A 17,601-nucleotide genomic window follows, 5' to 3' on the forward strand; every position below is an offset into this window, starting at 1 on the left:
GTTGTAAAATCGTTGTATCCATCATATCAGTTATGAGCCAATCCGTGCATGGGTTATAAGAATATGAAGTTCTTTTTGGACAAACATGAATTTGGATGAATACGCAGGTGCCGTGAGCGAGTGGCATGCATGATTGCCTCATATTGTGTATGCTTATCGTATGTATTCCTTTCAGGAACGATGCAGGCCGGGGAAACGGTCATATTACAAACAACAGGAGAGAGCATATGAAAATACTGACGTTAAACACACACGCTTGGGCGGAAGAGGATCAACTGAACAAGATCGGTCAGCTGGCTGATTTTATAAATACACATCAATTTGATGTAATCTCCATGCAGGAGGTTAACCAGTCCATGCAGGAAGCGGCGCTTTCTGAAGAAGAACTGAGGCGGTATTATGCGACTGAATCGGATGCTGTGATTAAAAAAGACAACTACGCCTACGTCCTGCTTCAGCAGCTGACAGAGCAATATTACTGGACGTGGATTCCCGCACATGTCGGGTTCCAAAAATACGATGAAGGACTGGCGATCCTTAGCCGGACGCCGATCACACAGGCTTTTGGAGAATACGTGTCCCACATGCGTGATTATAACAATTACCGGACCCGTAAGATTGTGGGAATCCAGACGGTCGTCCAAGGTGAAGCAACCTGGTTTGTGAACGGACACTATAACTGGTGGGATGATGCGCAGGAACCGTTCAAGGGACAGTGGGAGTTGACAGAGAGCAAGCTTGCCCCCTACATGGATCAGCCGTTATATATAATGGGTGATTTCAACAATGTCGCGGAAGTGCGTGGAGAAGGCTATGACTATATGATGAGCAAAGGCTGGAACGACCTGTACACCACAGCATTGCAAAAGGATGAAGGAGCAACCGTGGTGAAGGCCATTGCCGGCTGGGCAGACAACAAACGCGATTTGCGAATCGACTATATCTTCTCCAATCGTCCCATTCAGGCCAAGTCTTCCACTGTGGTTTTGAACGGTAAAAACGGGCCGGTCGTGTCCGACCATTTTGGCGTTGCTGTAGAGATCTAACAGCCATGCGGCTATAAATGGGATATCCTCTCAATTAAAGAAACAAAGCCTCCGCTGACTTCCTGTTAAGGGAAGTGTAGCCGGAGTCTTTGTTGCATTCAAACATCATTTCCTATGTACATGTAGTATGGTTGTTCTTCATTTTGTTGCGGGACTGGCCTACTATTCTAACGCCAGCATCTGATGTACGAACTTTTTCAGATTCTCGCTTGTCTCGCTAAGCTGTTCAATGCTTTCCATAAACTCGCTAACGAGCTTGGCTTGATCTACTGTTGCGGTTGTAATCTGACCGATCTCCTGCTCCATATGTTTCATGGAATCCTGTACACTACCGAGAGAGGTTTCGATATCAGCCGCTGCTTGTTTCGTATGATCGGACAGTTTGCGTACTTCACTGGCAACCACACCGAATCCGGCTCCCTGATCGCCCACACGAGCTGCCTCGATCATGGCGTTCAGTCCAAGCAGATTGGTTTGTTCCGATACTTCACGAATGACGTTTGTTACTTTAGACACACTAACCGAGTTCTCTGAAGCTTTTTTGGAGTTGCGCAGAATCTCCTCTGAGGTTGCAGAGAGTTCTTCCGAATGTGCCGCAATCTGCTGAATGCCACCGACAAGCGCATGAATAGTTGTTTCATTTTCACGGATCAGCGTCTCCAGTGTCATATGACTATCCAATGCGTAGTTCACACCCAATATGCCCACGACCTGATCGTTTTCCTTGATGGGAATAAGGATGGCGTCAAAAGGTCTGCCTTGCAGATCACCAGGCATGCGTGCCACGGTACGCGTATCCTTGTTGGTGAGCATTTTGAAATCTTTGTAATCGTCATGCAGCTCATCTCCGACCTTCACGCCAATCTCCAGACTTTTTGCTTCGGAAAAATACAAAACTTTCTCATGATCATTAATGGATATGGATATGTCGTCACGGAACATTTGGCTAACAAAAGGCATAGCATTTACCAGAGATTCAAGAGTATTCAATGTGCATCTTTCCTTCCCGATACAAAAAGTGGAATTTTTCGACCTACTATCTATATCGGTAACGGTTTCTGTTTTTTTAAACGAATGTTCAAATATAAGTTCAACGGACGAGACATAAAGTAGCGCTTCGAATTTATTTGTAAGCGTAAACAAAAATCTGTAGCCACCATAGAACATGTCAGTTATACTGGGATTATTAATTGGTGCCTGAGTAAAATAGAATATATTAACGTTCAGGGCAAGGGCGTTCCTTACGAAGGTTAAGCGCTATATCTCTAGATCCTGCCATAGCAGAATATGGGTCTGAGCTGCCCGGTTGGACGTTTTATTTCGGATAAGATTTTATTTCAATGTGAGAGGGATGTGTGCGATCAATGACAACCTATTTCAGCGAACCGCAGAGCATGTATTACCGATTTGGAGAAGATCAGGATCAGGTGTTGAAAGTGCTGGCCGAGAGGTATATTGGGGCCAATGCGCAGGCTGATTTTGTATATCGGGTATTCCAGAAGTCTGGTATTTTGCAAAATGAGAAAGGGCTTTATGATCTGAATTTAGGTAAACGCTTTCCTGACGCTCCCAAAGATCATATATCTTACGCAGCTGCGCTGGTCTGGGGGGATGAGGATCGGAATCTGGATGTGTTGGTTCGCTGTTATGGACCTGTTCGCTTTTATTTTAATGAGCAGTTGGTTTATCGCTCTACCGTAATGGATGAGATCAGTCCTGATGCAACGGTGAAGCTCAGCATCGATATCAAGCCCGGTTGGAACACCATTTGGCTGGAAATGAAAAATACCCCTGCCGGCTTCGGTTGCCAGTTCGGCTCAGATGAAGGTAAAGTGCGTATTCTGAACGTATTTGCGCCGTTTCAGGAGAGACAGGGACAAGCGGGTTGGGTGTTCTCCCAACCAAACCTTGCTGCGAGTAAGCAACCAGACCTGCTTGGAAAAGAAGCAGATTACAGTTTGAAGTGGCTGCCTGAGACAGGCTGGTCTAATGAAGAGATAACCAAGCCGGCTCTCGAACGAATATACGGACATCTCCCTGGACGGCATGTGTATGCTTGGACGCATCTGAACAATACCGATTCAACCGGGAGTCAGGTACGATTGTCAGGTCAATCCTCCGGTTCTTTAAGCATATGGATTAGCGGCAAACCTGTGGCACAAGTGAAGGAGGCAGGTCCGTTTGAGGTGGAGGTAGCAGCCTCTTTTGGGCGGAGTGACCTGCTCGTCCGAAGTGAATGCAATGATGCGGCAGGACCGTGGCATTTTAATTTGAATGCAACCGTTTCGGGTAAGCCACTTTCATTGGAACTTCCTCAGCGTGTCCACGGTGCTTCCGGAGAGTCCTGGTTATATGTCGGTCCCTTTGAGTCGGAGATTGAACCGGATGTGCAGGATCTTACCCGAACAGACCGAGTGTACCAAACGGGGCAAGAACAGACATATTGGCGTTTGGATCGACCGGATGCCTGGATTAGACCTTATTATGAAAACGCCATGTTAAGCAACAAATGGACTGTGGGTAGTGTGACCAATTATGGTCGCTGGGATTATCCATTAGGTGTCACTGTCTATGGTCTATTACGGACGGGGCGTTATTTGCAGAGACCGGATATTACACGTTATGCGGCGGAGCATGTGCAGGCATGTACCCAGATGTATGAGTACTCATTATGGGATCGGGAGCAGTATGGTTTCCCGGCAGTCAATCAACAATTGGTCATGCTGAAAATGCTGGATAACTGCGGTTCTTTTGGTTCGGCCATGATGGAAGCGTATTCAGAGTGTCATGAACCGACGTTTCTTCCGATTGCTGAACGGATTGCAGATTTTATGCTCTCCCGCCTGGAACGGCAGGAAGATGGGGCATTTTATCGCACATGTGTAGGGGAGTATGCTGAGAATACCATGTGGGCAGATGATCTATATATGAGCACGCCGTTTCTCGTTCGTTATGCACGGGTGACAGGCAACTCCGCCGCATTGGATGAAGCCGCCAGACAATTTTCACTGTATCGGAAGTATCTGTTCATGCCTGAGTTCAAGATCATGTCCCATGTGTATGATTTCAAATACGGACAGGCCACGCAGATTCCATGGGGACGGGGCAATGGCTGGACATTATTCTCCTTGACGGAGGTATTGGAAGCTTTGCCGGCAGAGCATCCCGAGCGCCCGACTCTAATTAATTTCTTCAACGAATTGTGTGAAGGATATGCGGCGCTTCAAGGGGAAAGTGGGTTGTGGCATCAGGTGTTGAACGAACCGCAGACGTATGAAGAAGCCTCCTGCACGGCGATGTTTGCCTATGGTTTTGCGAGAGGGGTACGTTTTGGCTGGTTCAAAGACCCTGAAGTTTACGTCACGGCCGCCGAACGGGCCTGGAAGGGACTCATCTGTAAAGCGATTGATCGTCAAGGTAATGTCCATGGCGTGTGCAGTGGATCACGATATGCATTTACGGCAGAGTATTACGATCAGGACTTGCGTACCGTCACCAATGACAATCACGGAATAGGCATTATGATGCTGGCAGGAACCGAGGTGGCCAAAATGAAGAAACATCTGGCCGAACACATGGTGTCTTCACCTGCAGTCTCACATTCCTGACACACCATATCTGAGACGGGAACACGACCGCCGGGAATGTTATTCCCGGTGGTTTGTGATTCTTTCAACTCCTTACTTTTTTGACAGGAAAGCTTACTTTTGTTTATGTCATGTCCAGCAATGGACCGATACAATAGGTTTTGTAAGCGATTCCACAGAAGTGAAAAGGGGAGGAAATTCATTCATGATGATCACGAAAAAGTGGGTAACCCTGTTCTGCCTGTCCCTGTTATTGTTCGCTACAGCCTGTTCGGGAGGAGCCACGGATAAGCCAGCTTCTTCTGGCGAAGCAAGTGAAAGTGAAGGAGACTCTTCAGGCAAGATTGAACTGCGCATGACCTGGTGGGGATCACAGACCAGACATGATCTGACGACCAAAGTCATTCAACTATTTGAAGAAAAACATCCGGGAATCACCATTAAACCTGAATACTCCGGTTGGGATGGTTATTTTGACAAATTAACGACACAGGTAGCCGGTTCAAATGCACCGGATATCATCCAGATGGATTACGCATTTCTGACTGACTTTGCCCGGCGTGGTGCCTTGCTTGATCTGACCCCATTTGCAGAGAGCAAAGAGCTGCGAACAGAGGATCATGATCAGAGCATGATTACAGCCGGATCCATTGACGATAAATTATATGCAATTACCCTCGGAGTAAACGCACCAGGTGTCATCTATGACGCCACCGTATTTCAGGAATTAGGGATTGAAGAACCGCAAGAGAGCTGGACATGGAAGGATTTTGGGGATATTGCGACCAAGATTGCCGCAGCCAAAGGTGATGGGTTCTATGGATCTGCAGACATTTCCGGTACAACCAACATGTTTGAAGTATTTATCCGACAATCCGGAAAAGGTTTGTTCGACGGTGGCACAATGACCGCTACCAGCGAGGAGCTCCAGCAGTGGTTCGATATGTGGGGCGCACTGCGCGAGAATGGTGGAGTGACCACAGCGGAGATCACGGCATCCACAACCAATGCACTGGAGACCCGCCCGATCTCACTGGGTACAGCTGCCATGGATTTTGCATGGTCCAATCAATTGCTGACATTCCAGCAGGTGAACAAAAACCAGGATCATAAGCTTGGGATACAAGTACTCCCGCATGGTGTCAACGAGCAGCAAATTGGCGAATACCTGAAACCAGGCCAGTTCCTCTCTGGTTATGGCAAAACCAAACATCCGAAGGAAGTTGCCATGTTCATTGATTTCATGGTCAATGATCCAGAAGCAACCGCTATTCTTGGTTCTGAACGTGGTGTGCCGGTTAACTCAAGCATTCGTGAGCAGATGCAGCCAACGCTGCCGGAAGCGGAGCAAGTCATTTTCCAATTTATCGATACCGTATCGAAGCATTCCAGTGAGATCGATCCACCATACCCGCAAGGATTTGCTGAAGTGGACACAAGTTTCAAGAGCGCAAGCGAGCAGATTGCCTTCGGTCAAGGCGATACTCCAGATGTCATTGCCCAGTTTATTGAAGGAGCCAAGGCTACACTTGGATCAAGTCAATAACGATTGGAACTGTCTCAGACTTCTAATACTGCGGGGAGGTTGCGAAGATGAACACATCACAGGTCAGTCAAGCCCGAATCGAGCGTGTAGCTGCCCGGCGGGTCAAACGGAGATATGCGCATAATGGAGCCGCGCTTCTGTTCCTCGCCCCATGGCTTGTGGGATTGTTATTTCTCACCTTGGGTCCAATGTTGGTATCGTTATACATCTCATTCACTGATTACAGTATCCTGGCCGCCCCTTCTTGGGTCGGTCTGGATAACTACACCACGATGTTTACATCGGATAAACTGTTTACCCAGTCGCTCAAAGTCACCTTCACGTATGTCGCTGTATCGGTACCGGTCAAGCTGATCTTTGCCCTGCTGGTAGCCATGCTGCTCAATAAAGGGATTCGAGGACTTGGTATTTACCGGACCGTGTATTACATTCCGACATTGCTTGGAGGCAGCGTTGCGATTGCAATGCTGTGGCGTAAAATGCTGGGCGGTGACGGGCTGCTCAATAGTGTGCTTGCCATGGTGGGCATTAAGGCGCCCGATTGGGTTGCTAATCCGAAGTATGCCCTGTACTCCATCGTGCTTTTATCGGTATGGCAGTTTGGATCATCCATGATTATTTTCCTGGCAGGCTTGAAGCAGATTCCACCTGAATATGATGAAGCCTCAGCGGTAGATGGAGCAGGTCCTCTGCGGAGATTCTTCTATATCACGTTGCCGATTCTGTCACCCGTCATTTTTTTCAATCTCGTGATGCAACTGATTACGTCCTTTCAATCGTTCACACAGGCTTTTGTTATCAGTAATGGTAGCGGAGGACCAGTGAATTCAACCTTAATGTACTCTCTGTATCTGTACAAAAAAGGATTCTCTTTCTTTCAGATGGGCTATGCTTCCGCGATGGCCTGGGTGCTGGTCATCCTGATTGGCGTATTTACATTGCTCGTATTCCGCAGCAGCAAGCTGTGGGTGCACTATGAGGATGGTGGGAAATCATGATTGGACAACGAAACTCTAAAACATGGGTCGTCAGCAAACATATGTTGATCTCAGGCATCGCCTTTGTCATGCTCTACCCGATCCTCTGGATGTTGGGCAGTTCATTCAAACCGGGACATATGATCTTTACAGAGACCTGGTTCTGGCCACAGGAATGGAATTGGCAAAATTACATGAATGGCTGGTCTGGAATTCAGGGCAACCCGTTCTCCCGGTTCCTGACCAACTCTGTCATCCTGTCGCTTGGTGCCGTGCTGGGCAATGTCATCTCCTGCTCTATGGCGGCATATGCCTTCGCCCGACTGAATTTTCGCTTCAAAGCCATCTGTTTCGGCCTGATGCTCATGACGATTATGCTGCCCCATCATGTAACGCTGATCCCGCAGTATATTCTCTTCAACCACCTGGAGTGGGTGAATACGTATCTGCCGCTTGTGGTGCCAAAATGGCTCGCGACCGACGCCTTTTTCATTTTTCTCATGGTACAGTTCTTCCGGGGATTGCCCAAAGAGTTGGATGAGGCGGCTACCATTGATGGTTGCGGTCCTGTGAAAATTTACACCAAAATCATCATTCCACTTGCGTTTCCAGCACTGGTTACCACGATGATCTTTACGTTCTTGTGGACATGGGACGATTTCTTCAGTCAGTTGATCTACTTGAGTGACGTTAGCAAATACACCGTGCCGCTAGGTCTGCGTCTGTTCCTTGATTCGAGTTCTCAATCCGATTGGGGTCCGATGTTTGCCATGTCGGTGTTGTCGTTGGTGCCATGTTTCATTGTATTTATCGTGTGTCAAAAGTACTTCGTGGAAGGAATCGCGACCTCTGGGCTCAAAGGGTAATTCCAAGACGAAACGAGTTGATTTTTCCATGGGGAAAGGCAGATGGTCTTCATTCATTAATCAAAAGCTGCAACAAAGCAAGCTCTCCACGTTGATGGTGACTTGCTTTATTGCGTTTAACCTGTTGCTCGTCTCGGTTGTTGTCTGGTTGGCATATCAGTCTTTCTCCGCGGTCACATTTGCCGAGATTAGCAAAGCACGTCTGGCTCTTCTGAACGAGAGCACACGTCGGGGATTTGATTTCATTACAGGGATAACAGGAACCGCCTATGGTTTGGCAAGCAATCGGGAACTGTCCCATCTGCTCGAAACGGCCGATACGGGCAGACTTGCACAGATTCACCAGCGGAGAGAGGTCTCTCGAATCCTGGATCATACCATGGTCGTGAGTGACGGCATTACTTCCATTGAACTGTATACGGATGTCTTTAATGAGGTGACAGTGACGATGGCTGATCGCATATTTCCGGTGGACACCATCGCACATGACTCTTGGTTTGCTACGCTGGAAAAGGCTGATGCGGCATGGGTGCCGCTGCGTGAGAACGAGTCGGGCCAATCCCTGGTCGGATACGCCCAACGGATTTTCGACAGTCATGGCGGAACGGTTGCTTATGTGCTCATTCGGCTGAGTAGAGCGGACATTGTACGCAGGTTCGCTGATGTACCCATGGTGCTTGATGGAAAAGTCCTGTTGGTAGATACGGCTGGTAATGTCGTAATGGAGATGGGGAAAGCTGATCCAGCAGAGGAGAATGTACAATCCGATCATGCTGAAGGTGATGCATTGGACGAACAGGAACGATCGAATAGGAGTAATGAAGTGAGTACAGCTCCAGAAATGGATGATGCCGTAAACGCATCTTCTTCTATTATAGATAGTGCATGGATTCAGGAGCATGTCCAGCCTGGCGCAGACGGATATGAAGTCGTTTCCGGCCAATCCGGAGGTGCGCAATTGGTACTCTACTCCAGACCAGCCATGCTCCAGTGGCGCCTCGTACAGACTATTCCGGTGTACACACTGCTATCTCCGGTCAGACATGCGGGCTGGCAGATTCTCGGTATCGCCATACTGGGACTGTTATGTTCCGCTGTGCTTGCGTACCTGTTCGTGAGGCAGATCATCCGGCCTCTGCGACAATTGATCAAGCGAATGAGACAACTGGAGAAAGGGGACTTCGATACCCGGGTGCACCTTTCGTTTACGGAGGAATACGCCCACTTGGCTTATGGCTTTAATCATATGGCTTCACAACTCACAACGCTGATGGAACAGGTGAAGGAGGAGAGCCGGGCCAAGCGTGAAGCCCAAACGGGCTTGCTTGAGGCCCAGATCAAACCCCATTTTTTATACAACACCCTCGACATGATCCACTGGCGCGCACTCGATTATGAAGCCAAGGATATCAGCCGCATGATTGTGCAGCTTAGCAAGCTGTTACGGATTGGACTGAGTGGAGGAAGATTGTTTATTCGGGTTCGAGATGAGTTGGAGCATGCCCGTTGCTACGTTAATATACAGTCAGAGCGGTTACCGTTCTCCATTCATTATCAGGAGCAGATCGATCCACGTATTCGCGGTTGTTACATTCCCAAGATTATCTTGCAGCCCTTTATCGAAAACGCTGTTATGCACGGGCACCCTGAAGAGGGTACACTTCGAATTCAAGTGTATATGCACGAAGAGGTTGGCCCGCATGAGGATATCGTCATTCGTATTACGGATAATGGACAAGGTTTGCCGGAGGGATGGGAACTCGAAGAGACATGTGGCATCGGTGTACGGAATGTGCATCAACGGATTCAGTTGTATTGTGGAAAGAGGTATGGCGTTCAACTGAGCAATAGAGATTCAGGTGGCGTGGAAGTGACCATTACGCTGCCGCGTATTGAGACCGACGAGCAATTAAATCTATGGCTGGACGGTGAAAAATGATGAAGACCATTATGCTTGTTGATGACGATCCTCATATTGTAAAGGCATTAACCGATCATATCGATTGGTCTTCACTGGGCCTCGGCATTGCAGGTACGGCTTCCAATGGCTTGGATGCGCTGGAACTGTTCCACCGTATGAATCCCGATGTCGTTATGACTGACGTCTATCTACCGGGCATGACGGGGCTTGAGATCACCCAGACGTTGCGACGTGATCATCCCTACCTGCCGATTATCATTCTTAGTGGATATGACGAATTCGAGAACGCCAGGGCAGCCATGCGCTGGGGGGTGAATCACTTTTTGCTGAAGCCGGCTGAGGTTGAGGAGATTGAGTCTGTGCTGCGAGAGGTACTACTGGAACAAGATGTGCGAGAGCGGCATGAGCGGCTGGAGCGGACGTATAAGCAGGAGGTTGGACGGGTACTTCCGTATTTGCGCAAACAGTTTCTTCACGAACTGCTGACTACGCGATATCGGGCAGATGAACTGCCTAAAGAACGCATGGACTATATAGGCATTCATATGTCCTCACAGACACGTGCGATTAGTCTGCAGCTGAATCGCCCCGTATTTCTGACACGGATGAAAGAACGAGATTGGCAGCTTCTCCGCTATGGGGCGGCTGATATTATTCAGGAGACGGTGAAGGATCAGGCAGCGCGCATGAATGGTCAGGTAGAGATTGTTGATTATTCGGATCAGGTATTTGTGTTACTTCTATTAGGTGATAAAGATATATTGGAGGAATGCCTGCCACTCATAGAGCGGATGATTGATCAGATCTTTACGTATCTGAAAATTGAAGTGAGTGCTGGAATCGGAAGATCCAAAAGTCACCCATGTGAGGCAATAGATTCTTATCTCGAGAGCAGAGAGGCAGTGGAAACAGCAGAATTTCAAGGTGGAAGTCGTATCTACCACTACGAGGCATCTGAGGATACAGAAGCAAGTGTGACTGATTATTCATTATTGCTTCGTCAATGGAATGAGGCTTGGGCGAATATTCGACCTGATCTGGCGGAAGAGCTATGGCAGGACATTCACCTTTTGCTGAAAGAAGGTAACTGTGTTGGGATACAGGATGTACAGGTGGTGGCCGTCAGTCTGTTTGACACGTTGATTCATAGCTGGAACCGACTTCATCCCATGTTAACGCCACCGCTGGCGATGAGTGATTTTTTGCGTGAAATTCAATCGAAGTATGCGTTGCATGATCTGGTAAGCTGGATGGACCGTATTATCTGCAACTGGCTGGAACAGATACGCAAGGAGATGGGCGAGAAAAAAAGCAATAAACTCATCGAGCAGGTGAAACAGTATGTGGAGCTTCATTACGCTGAAGAAATTAGTTTTGAAGCGATAGCCAAGGGACTATTCGTACACCCGAAGTATCTGAGTCAACTGTTCAAAAGGGTGACAGGTGAGAATTTCGTGAGTTATTTGAACGGGTACCGAATTCAGAGGGCGCTGGAACTGTTGCAGTCGGGACATTACATGGTATATGAGGTGAGCGAGATGACGGGTTTCCGTAATGCGACGTATTTCAGCCAGGTATTCAAAATGCTTACGGGCAAGAGTCCGTCTGAGGTGGAGTAGAGCCATAAGGGTAAAGTATTTTAACAAAGTGAAGAGGCGGAATGGTTCTTATGATTATCGATCAACAGGAATATTACATTAAAGGCTTATCTTACTCAATTCGATCCGCAGATGAAACAGATGCTGAGGCCTTGTCTTCACTTCGTGTACAAATGGACGGGGAAACCGAGAACATGGATAGGGAAGAGGGCGAAGCGTATATCGACGCAGCCGGGTTTAGGCGGATCATCCATTTGGATACTGATAAGTCACGGAATCTGTTCCTTGTTGCTGTAGTAGCGGGCGAAATTGTGGGGTATTCCCGATGTGAAGGCAGAGAGTTGAAGCGCTTTTGGCATAAGGTTGAGTTCGGCGTGTGTGTAGCCAAAGCGTACTGGGGACATGGGATTGGCAAGAACTTGTTAGCACAGTCGATTGAATGGGCAGACCAGACAGGGGTAGAGAAGATGACGTTAAACGTAGTGGCATCCAACGAAAAGGCAATTGAGTTATACCAAAAGAGTGGCTTCGAGATCGAAGGTATTTTGAAAAAGGATCGGCGACACGTTAATGGAAAGTATCACGACACGATAGTGATGGGCAGGTTCAAAGACTAATAGTAAAAAAGTGAAGATCACAATTCTATCTTATATACAACCCATGGAGTTCAATTATTAGATTCGGTATCCACATAATAGATAGCAGTGTTATAGAATAGAGATATTGTGTTTCGTATTTTATATAACGAATGTAATGATGCTGGTTGATTAGTTCATAACCTATATTGAGAGAGATTCGACCGGTGAGCGTATATAGGATATAGTAAGAGGATATTGCCATAGGAAAAAGAGATTAATAAAAGATTGAATTAGGTTTAACCATTCGTTTGCTGATGGGATATTTTACAAGTAGTAATTGTGTTGTGTATATGATATATTCTATTTCCGGCCAAAAAAAACGAGAACAAAGTGTCGCAGGCAAATCAAATAAGCTTCGAAAGAAACTTGAAAAAAAGGCTTGCTAAGTTGGTTCGGAAGTGTTATGATATAAAAGTTGCTGAGGAGAACAACGCTCGGTAACGAAACAAGTTTGATCTTTGAAAACTGAACAACGAGTGAGTAAACATTCTGCTTGCAGAATGAACGCGAAAGTTGAAACAAGCCTTGGCTTGAATCGACTGGAGCACAATTGAGATTTTTAATCTCGTCAGATTCAAAATGAGCTTATCGCTCTTTTCAATACTTTATTGGAGAGTTTGATCCTGGCTCAGGACGAACGCTGGCGGCATGCCTAATACATGCAAGTCGAGCGGAGTTGATAAGAAGCTTGCTTCTTTGAGACTTAGCGGCGGACGGGTGAGTAACACGTAGGCAACCTGCCCTCAAGTTTGGGACAACTACCGGAAACGGTAGCTAATACCGAATAGTTGTTTTCTTCGCCTGAAGGAAACTGGAAAGACGGAGCAATCTGTCACTTGGGGATGGGCCTGCGGCGCATTAGCTAGTTGGTGGGGTAACGGCTCACCAAGGCGACGATGCGTAGCCGACCTGAGAGGGTGATCGGCCACACTGGGACTGAGACACGGCCCAGACTCCTACGGGAGGCAGCAGTAGGGAATCTTCCGCAATGGGCGAAAGCCTGACGGAGCAATGCCGCGTGAGTGATGAAGGTTTTCGGATCGTAAAGCTCTGTTGCCAGGGAAGAACGCTTGGGAGAGTAACTGCTCTCAAGGTGACGGTACCTGAGAAGAAAGCCCCGGCTAACTACGTGCCAGCAGCCGCGGTAATACGTAGGGGGCAAGCGTTGTCCGGAATTATTGGGCGTAAAGCGCGCGCAGGCGGTCATTTAAGTCTGGTGTTTAATCCCGGGGCTCAACCCCGGATCGCACTGGAAACTGGGTGACTTGAGTGCAGAAGAGGAGAGTGGAATTCCACGTGTAGCGGTGAAATGCGTAGATATGTGGAGGAACACCAGTGGCGAAGGCGACTCTCTGGGCTGTAACTGACGCTGAGGCGCGAAAGCGTGGGGAGCAAACAGGATTAGATACCCTGGTAGTCCACGCCGTAAACGATGAGTGCTAGGTGTTAGGGGTTTCGATACCCTTGGTGCCGAAGTTAACACATTAAGCACTCCGCCTGGGGAGTACGGTCGCAAGACTGAAACTCAAAGGAATTGACGGGGACCCGCACAAGCAGTGGAGTATGTGGTTTAATTCGAAGCAACGCGAAGAACCTTACCAGGTCTTGACATCAGCATGACCGGGCTAGAGATAGTCCTTTCCTTCGGGACATGCTAGACAGGTGGTGCATGGTTGTCGTCAGCTCGTGTCGTGAGATGTTGGGTTAAGTCCCGCAACGAGCGCAACCCTTGATCTTAGTTGCCAGCATTTCGGATGGGCACTCTAAGGTGACTGCCGGTGACAAACCGGAGGAAGGTGGGGATGACGTCAAATCATCATGCCCCTTATGACCTGGGCTACACACGTACTACAATGGCCGGTACAACGGGCTGTGAAGCCGCGAGGTGGAACGAATCCTAAAAAGCCGGTCTCAGTTCGGATTGCAGGCTGCAACTCGCCTGCATGAAGTCGGAATTGCTAGTAATCGCGGATCAGCATGCCGCGGTGAATACGTTCCCGGGTCTTGTACACACCGCCCGTCACACCACGAGAGTTTATAACACCCGAAGTCGGTGGGGTAACCGCAAGGAGCCAGCCGCCGAAGGTGGGATAGATGATTGGGGTGAAGTCGTAACAAGGTAGCCGTATCGGAAGGTGCGGCTGGATCACCTCCTTTCTATGGAGAATCGTTTCCCGAGCGGAAACATTCAAATACAAAATCTAGCCAGGTCGGCTAGTTACTCACTCGTTGCTCAGTTTTGAGAGCTCAAACTCTCAAACAGCTTGCTTTTGCATGGAGCTTGTTCTTTGAAAACTAGATATCGAAACGAAACAAACGCGAATTAGAACATTCCTTTTTAGCTGAACTTGTGTTAAACAAGTTTCAATAAAAACGGTAGATTGCATAAGCGAGTGATCGAAATGGAACGACTTTTGGCTTTGGACGCAGTCCAAAACAAGCGGAGTGACAGCTCGAACACGAGCGATATGGTTAAGCTACTAAGAGCACACGGAGGATGCCTAGGCGCTAGGAGCCGATGAAGGACGTGGCGAACAACGAAACTGCCTCGGGGAGCTGTAAGCAAGCTTTGATCCGGGGGTGTCCGAATGGGGAAACCCAGCTGGGGTAATTTCCAGTTACTCATAACTGAATACATAGGTTGTGTAGAGGCATACCAGGGGAACTGAAACATCTAAGTACCCTGAGGAAGAGAAAACAATAGTGATTCCGTCAGTAGCGGCGAGCGAACGCGGAGAAGCCCAAACCAGAGAGCTTGCTCTTTGGGGTTGTGGGACGTCTCACATGGAGTTACAAAGGAACCGGTTAAGCGAAGAGGTCTGGAAAGGCCCGCCAAAGAAGGTAAAAGCCCTGTAATTGAAAGTCTGTTCCCTCCGAGACGGATCCCGAGTAGTGCGGGGCACGTGAAACCCCGTATGAATCCGGCAGGACCATCTGCCAAGGCTAAATACTTCCTAGCGACCGATAGTGAAGCAGTACCGTGAGGGAAAGGTGAAAAGCACCCCGGAAGGGGAGTGAAATAGAACCTGAAACCGTGTGCTTACAAAAAGTCAGAGCCCGTTTTAGGGGTGATGGCGTGCCTTTTGTAGAATGAACCGGCGAGTTACGTTCCCGTGCAAGGTTAAGGTGAAGAGCCGGAGCCGCAGCGAAAGCGAGTCTGAATAGGGCGACATAGTACGTGGACGTAGACCCGAAACCGGGTGATCTACCCCTGTCCAGGGTGAAGGTGCGGTAACACGCACTGGAGGCCCGAACCCACGCACGTTGAAAAGTGCGGGGATGAGGTGGGGGTAGCGGAGAAATTCCAATCGAACTCGGAGATAGCTGGTTCTCCCCGAAATAGCTTTAGGGCTAGCCTCGGAAAACAGAGTCGTGGAGGTAGAGCACTGATTGGGTGCGGGGCCCGCAAGGGTTACCAAGCTCAGTCAAACTCCGAATGCCATAGACTTACTTCCGGGAGTCAGACAGTGAGTGCTAAGATCCATTGTCAAAAGGGAAACAGCCCAGACCATCAGCTAAGGTCCCCAAGTGTGTGTTAAGTGGGAAAGGATGTGGAGTTGCACAGACAACCAGGATGTTGGCTTAGAAGCAGCCACCATTGAAAGAGTGCGTAATAGCTCACTGGTCGAGTGACTCTGCGCCGAAAATGTAACGGGGCTAAACACACCACCGAAGCTATGGCTTGATGCTTGCATCAGGGGTAGGGGAGCGTTGTATAAGGGTTGAAGGTGTACCGTAAGGAGCGCTGGACATTATACAAGTGAGAATGCCGGTATGAGTAACGAAAAGATCAGTGAGAATCTGATCCGCCGAAAGCCTAAGGGTTCCTGAGGAAGGCTCGTCCGCTCAGGGTAAGTCGGGACCTAAGGCGAGGCCGAAAGGCGTAGTCGAAGGACAACAGGTCGAAATTCCTGTACCACCGTAAGCCGTTATGAGCAATGGGGGGACGCAGTAGGGTAGTGACGCGGACTGATGGATGTCCGTCTAAGCAGTAAGGCTGATGTGTAGGCAAATCCGCACATCGTAAGGCTGAGCTGTGATGGGGAGCGAAAATTGTAGTAGCGAAGGTCATGATCTCACACTGCCAAGAAAAGCCTCTAGCCAGGTGAAGGTGCCCGTACCGCAAACCGACACAGGTAGGCGAGAAGAGTATTCTAAGGCGCGCGGAAGAACTCTCGTTAAGGAACTCGGCAAAATGACCCCGTAACTTCGGGAGAAGGGGTGCCCCGGTAGTGTGAATAGCACGAGGGGGCCGCAGTGAAAAGGCCCAAGCGACTGTTTAGCAAAAACACAGGTCTGTGCGAAGCCGTAAGGCGAAGTATACGGGCTGACGCCTGCCCGGTGCTGGAAGGTTAAGGGGAGTGGTTAGGAGCAATCCGAAGCTGTGAACCGAAGCCCCAGTAAACGGCGGCCGTAACTATAACGGTCCTAAGGTAGCGAAATTCCTTGTCAGGTAAATTCTGACCCGCACGAATGGCGTAACGACTTGGGCGCTGTCTCAACGAGAGATCCGGTGAAATTTTAATACCTGTGAAGATGCAGGTTACCCGCGACAAGACGGAAAGACCCCATGGAGCTTTACTGCAGCTTGATATTGAATTTGGGTACGATCTGTACAGGATAGGTGGGAGCCTTTGAAACGTGAGCGCCAGCTTGCGTGGAGGCAACGTTGGGATACCACCCTGATCGTATCTAGGTTCTAACCTGGTACCGTAATCCGGTGCGGGGACAGTGTCAGGTGGGCAGTTTGACTGGGGCGGTCGCCTCCTAAAGAGTAACGGAGGCGCCCAAAGGTTCCCTCAGAATGGTTGGAAATCATTCGAAGAGTGCAAAGGCATAAGGGAGCTTGACTGCGAGACCTACAAGTCGAGCAGGGACGAAAGTCGGGCTTAGTGATCCGGTGGTACCGCATGGAAGGGCCATCGCTCAACGGATAAAAGCTACCCTGGGGATAACAGGCTTATCTCCCCCAAGAGTCCACATCGACGGGGAGGTTTGGCACCTCGATGTCGGCTCATCGCATCCTGGGGCTGAAGTAGGTCCCAAGGGTTGGGCTGTTCGCCCATTAAAGCGGTACGCGAGCTGGGTTCAGAACGTCGTGAGACAGTTCGGTCCCTATCTGTCGTGGGCGTAGGAAATTTGAGAGGAGCTGTCCTTAGTACGAGAGGACCGGGATGGACGTACCGCTGGTGTACCAGTTGTTCCGCCAGGAGCACCGCTGGGTAGCTATGTACGGACGGGATAAACGCTGAAAGCATCTAAGCGTGAAGCCCCCCTCAAGATGAGATTTCCCAGTATGTAAGACCCCTTGAAGACGACGAGGTAGATAGGCTGGGGGTGGAAGTGCAGCAATGCATGGAGCTGACCAGTACTAATCGGTCGAGGGCTTATCCAATAGCAAGTTGTAATTCGCATGTTTCGT

At 49.0% G+C, this 17,601-nt stretch carries 9 protein-coding genes and 2 rRNA genes; 10 read left to right on the forward strand and 1 reads right to left on the reverse strand.

Annotated elements, in window-relative coordinates; all coding sequences use genetic code 11:
• Positions 1-227: 227 nt before the first annotated feature.
• Entirely contained in the window at positions 228-1,046 is an 819-nt protein-coding gene (locus tag MKY85_RS01405; protein WP_339239115.1) for an endonuclease/exonuclease/phosphatase family protein, read from the forward strand.
• A 162-nt stretch (positions 1,047-1,208) separates the two neighbouring features.
• Here MKY85_RS01405 and MKY85_RS01410 read toward each other — a convergent pair whose 3' ends face one another.
• On the reverse strand, positions 1,209-2,036 hold the full coding sequence (locus tag MKY85_RS01410; RefSeq protein WP_339239116.1) for a methyl-accepting chemotaxis protein: 828 nt from the start codon (positions 2,034-2,036) through the stop codon (positions 1,209-1,211).
• A 374-nt stretch (positions 2,037-2,410) separates the two neighbouring features.
• On the opposite strand from MKY85_RS01410, the gene MKY85_RS01415 reads away from it, so the two are divergent.
• From MKY85_RS01415 to MKY85_RS01455, 9 genes are all read left to right on the forward strand, one after another.
• Entirely contained in the window at positions 2,411-4,654 is a 2,244-nt protein-coding gene (locus MKY85_RS01415) for a glycoside hydrolase family 88 protein (RefSeq protein WP_339239117.1), read from the forward strand.
• 184 nt (positions 4,655-4,838) lie between these two features.
• The gene (locus tag MKY85_RS01420; protein ID WP_339239118.1) at positions 4,839-6,179 is read left to right on the forward strand and encodes an ABC transporter substrate-binding protein; all 1,341 of its coding nucleotides are present in this window, start codon (positions 4,839-4,841) and stop codon (positions 6,177-6,179) included.
• A gap of 47 nt (positions 6,180-6,226) precedes the next feature.
• A complete protein-coding gene (locus MKY85_RS01425; protein ID WP_339239119.1) occupies positions 6,227-7,177 on the forward strand; it encodes a sugar ABC transporter permease in 951 nt (316 codons plus the stop codon).
• On the forward strand, positions 7,174-8,022 hold the full coding sequence (locus tag MKY85_RS01430; RefSeq protein ID WP_339239120.1) for a carbohydrate ABC transporter permease: 849 nt from the start codon (positions 7,174-7,176) through the stop codon (positions 8,020-8,022). Before MKY85_RS01425 ends, MKY85_RS01430 begins: the two co-directional genes overlap by 4 nt.
• A 28-nt stretch (positions 8,023-8,050) precedes the next feature.
• Positions 8,051-9,961, forward strand: a complete 1,911-nt coding sequence (locus MKY85_RS01435; protein WP_342571605.1) for a sensor histidine kinase — start codon at positions 8,051-8,053, stop codon at positions 9,959-9,961.
• A complete protein-coding gene (locus tag MKY85_RS01440; protein WP_342571606.1) occupies positions 9,958-11,562 on the forward strand; it encodes a response regulator in 1,605 nt (534 codons plus the stop codon). The genes MKY85_RS01435 and MKY85_RS01440 overlap by 4 nt, the downstream gene beginning before the upstream one ends.
• A 50-nt stretch (positions 11,563-11,612) precedes the next feature.
• Positions 11,613-12,158, forward strand: coding sequence for a GNAT family N-acetyltransferase (locus MKY85_RS01445; protein ID WP_342571607.1), 546 nt, complete (start codon positions 11,613-11,615; stop codon positions 12,156-12,158).
• A gap of 626 nt (positions 12,159-12,784) precedes the next feature.
• A 16S ribosomal RNA gene (locus MKY85_RS01450) occupies positions 12,785-14,336 on the forward strand.
• A 313-nt stretch (positions 14,337-14,649) separates the two neighbouring features.
• A 23S ribosomal RNA gene (locus MKY85_RS01455) occupies positions 14,650-17,574 on the forward strand.
• Together the 16S and 23S rRNA genes form the textbook arrangement of a ribosomal RNA operon.
• The last annotated feature ends 27 nt before the right edge of the window (positions 17,575-17,601 follow it).

This window comes from Paenibacillus sp. FSL R5-0749 (assembly GCF_038595085.1).
GTDB lineage: Bacteria > Bacillota > Bacilli > Paenibacillales > Paenibacillaceae > Paenibacillus.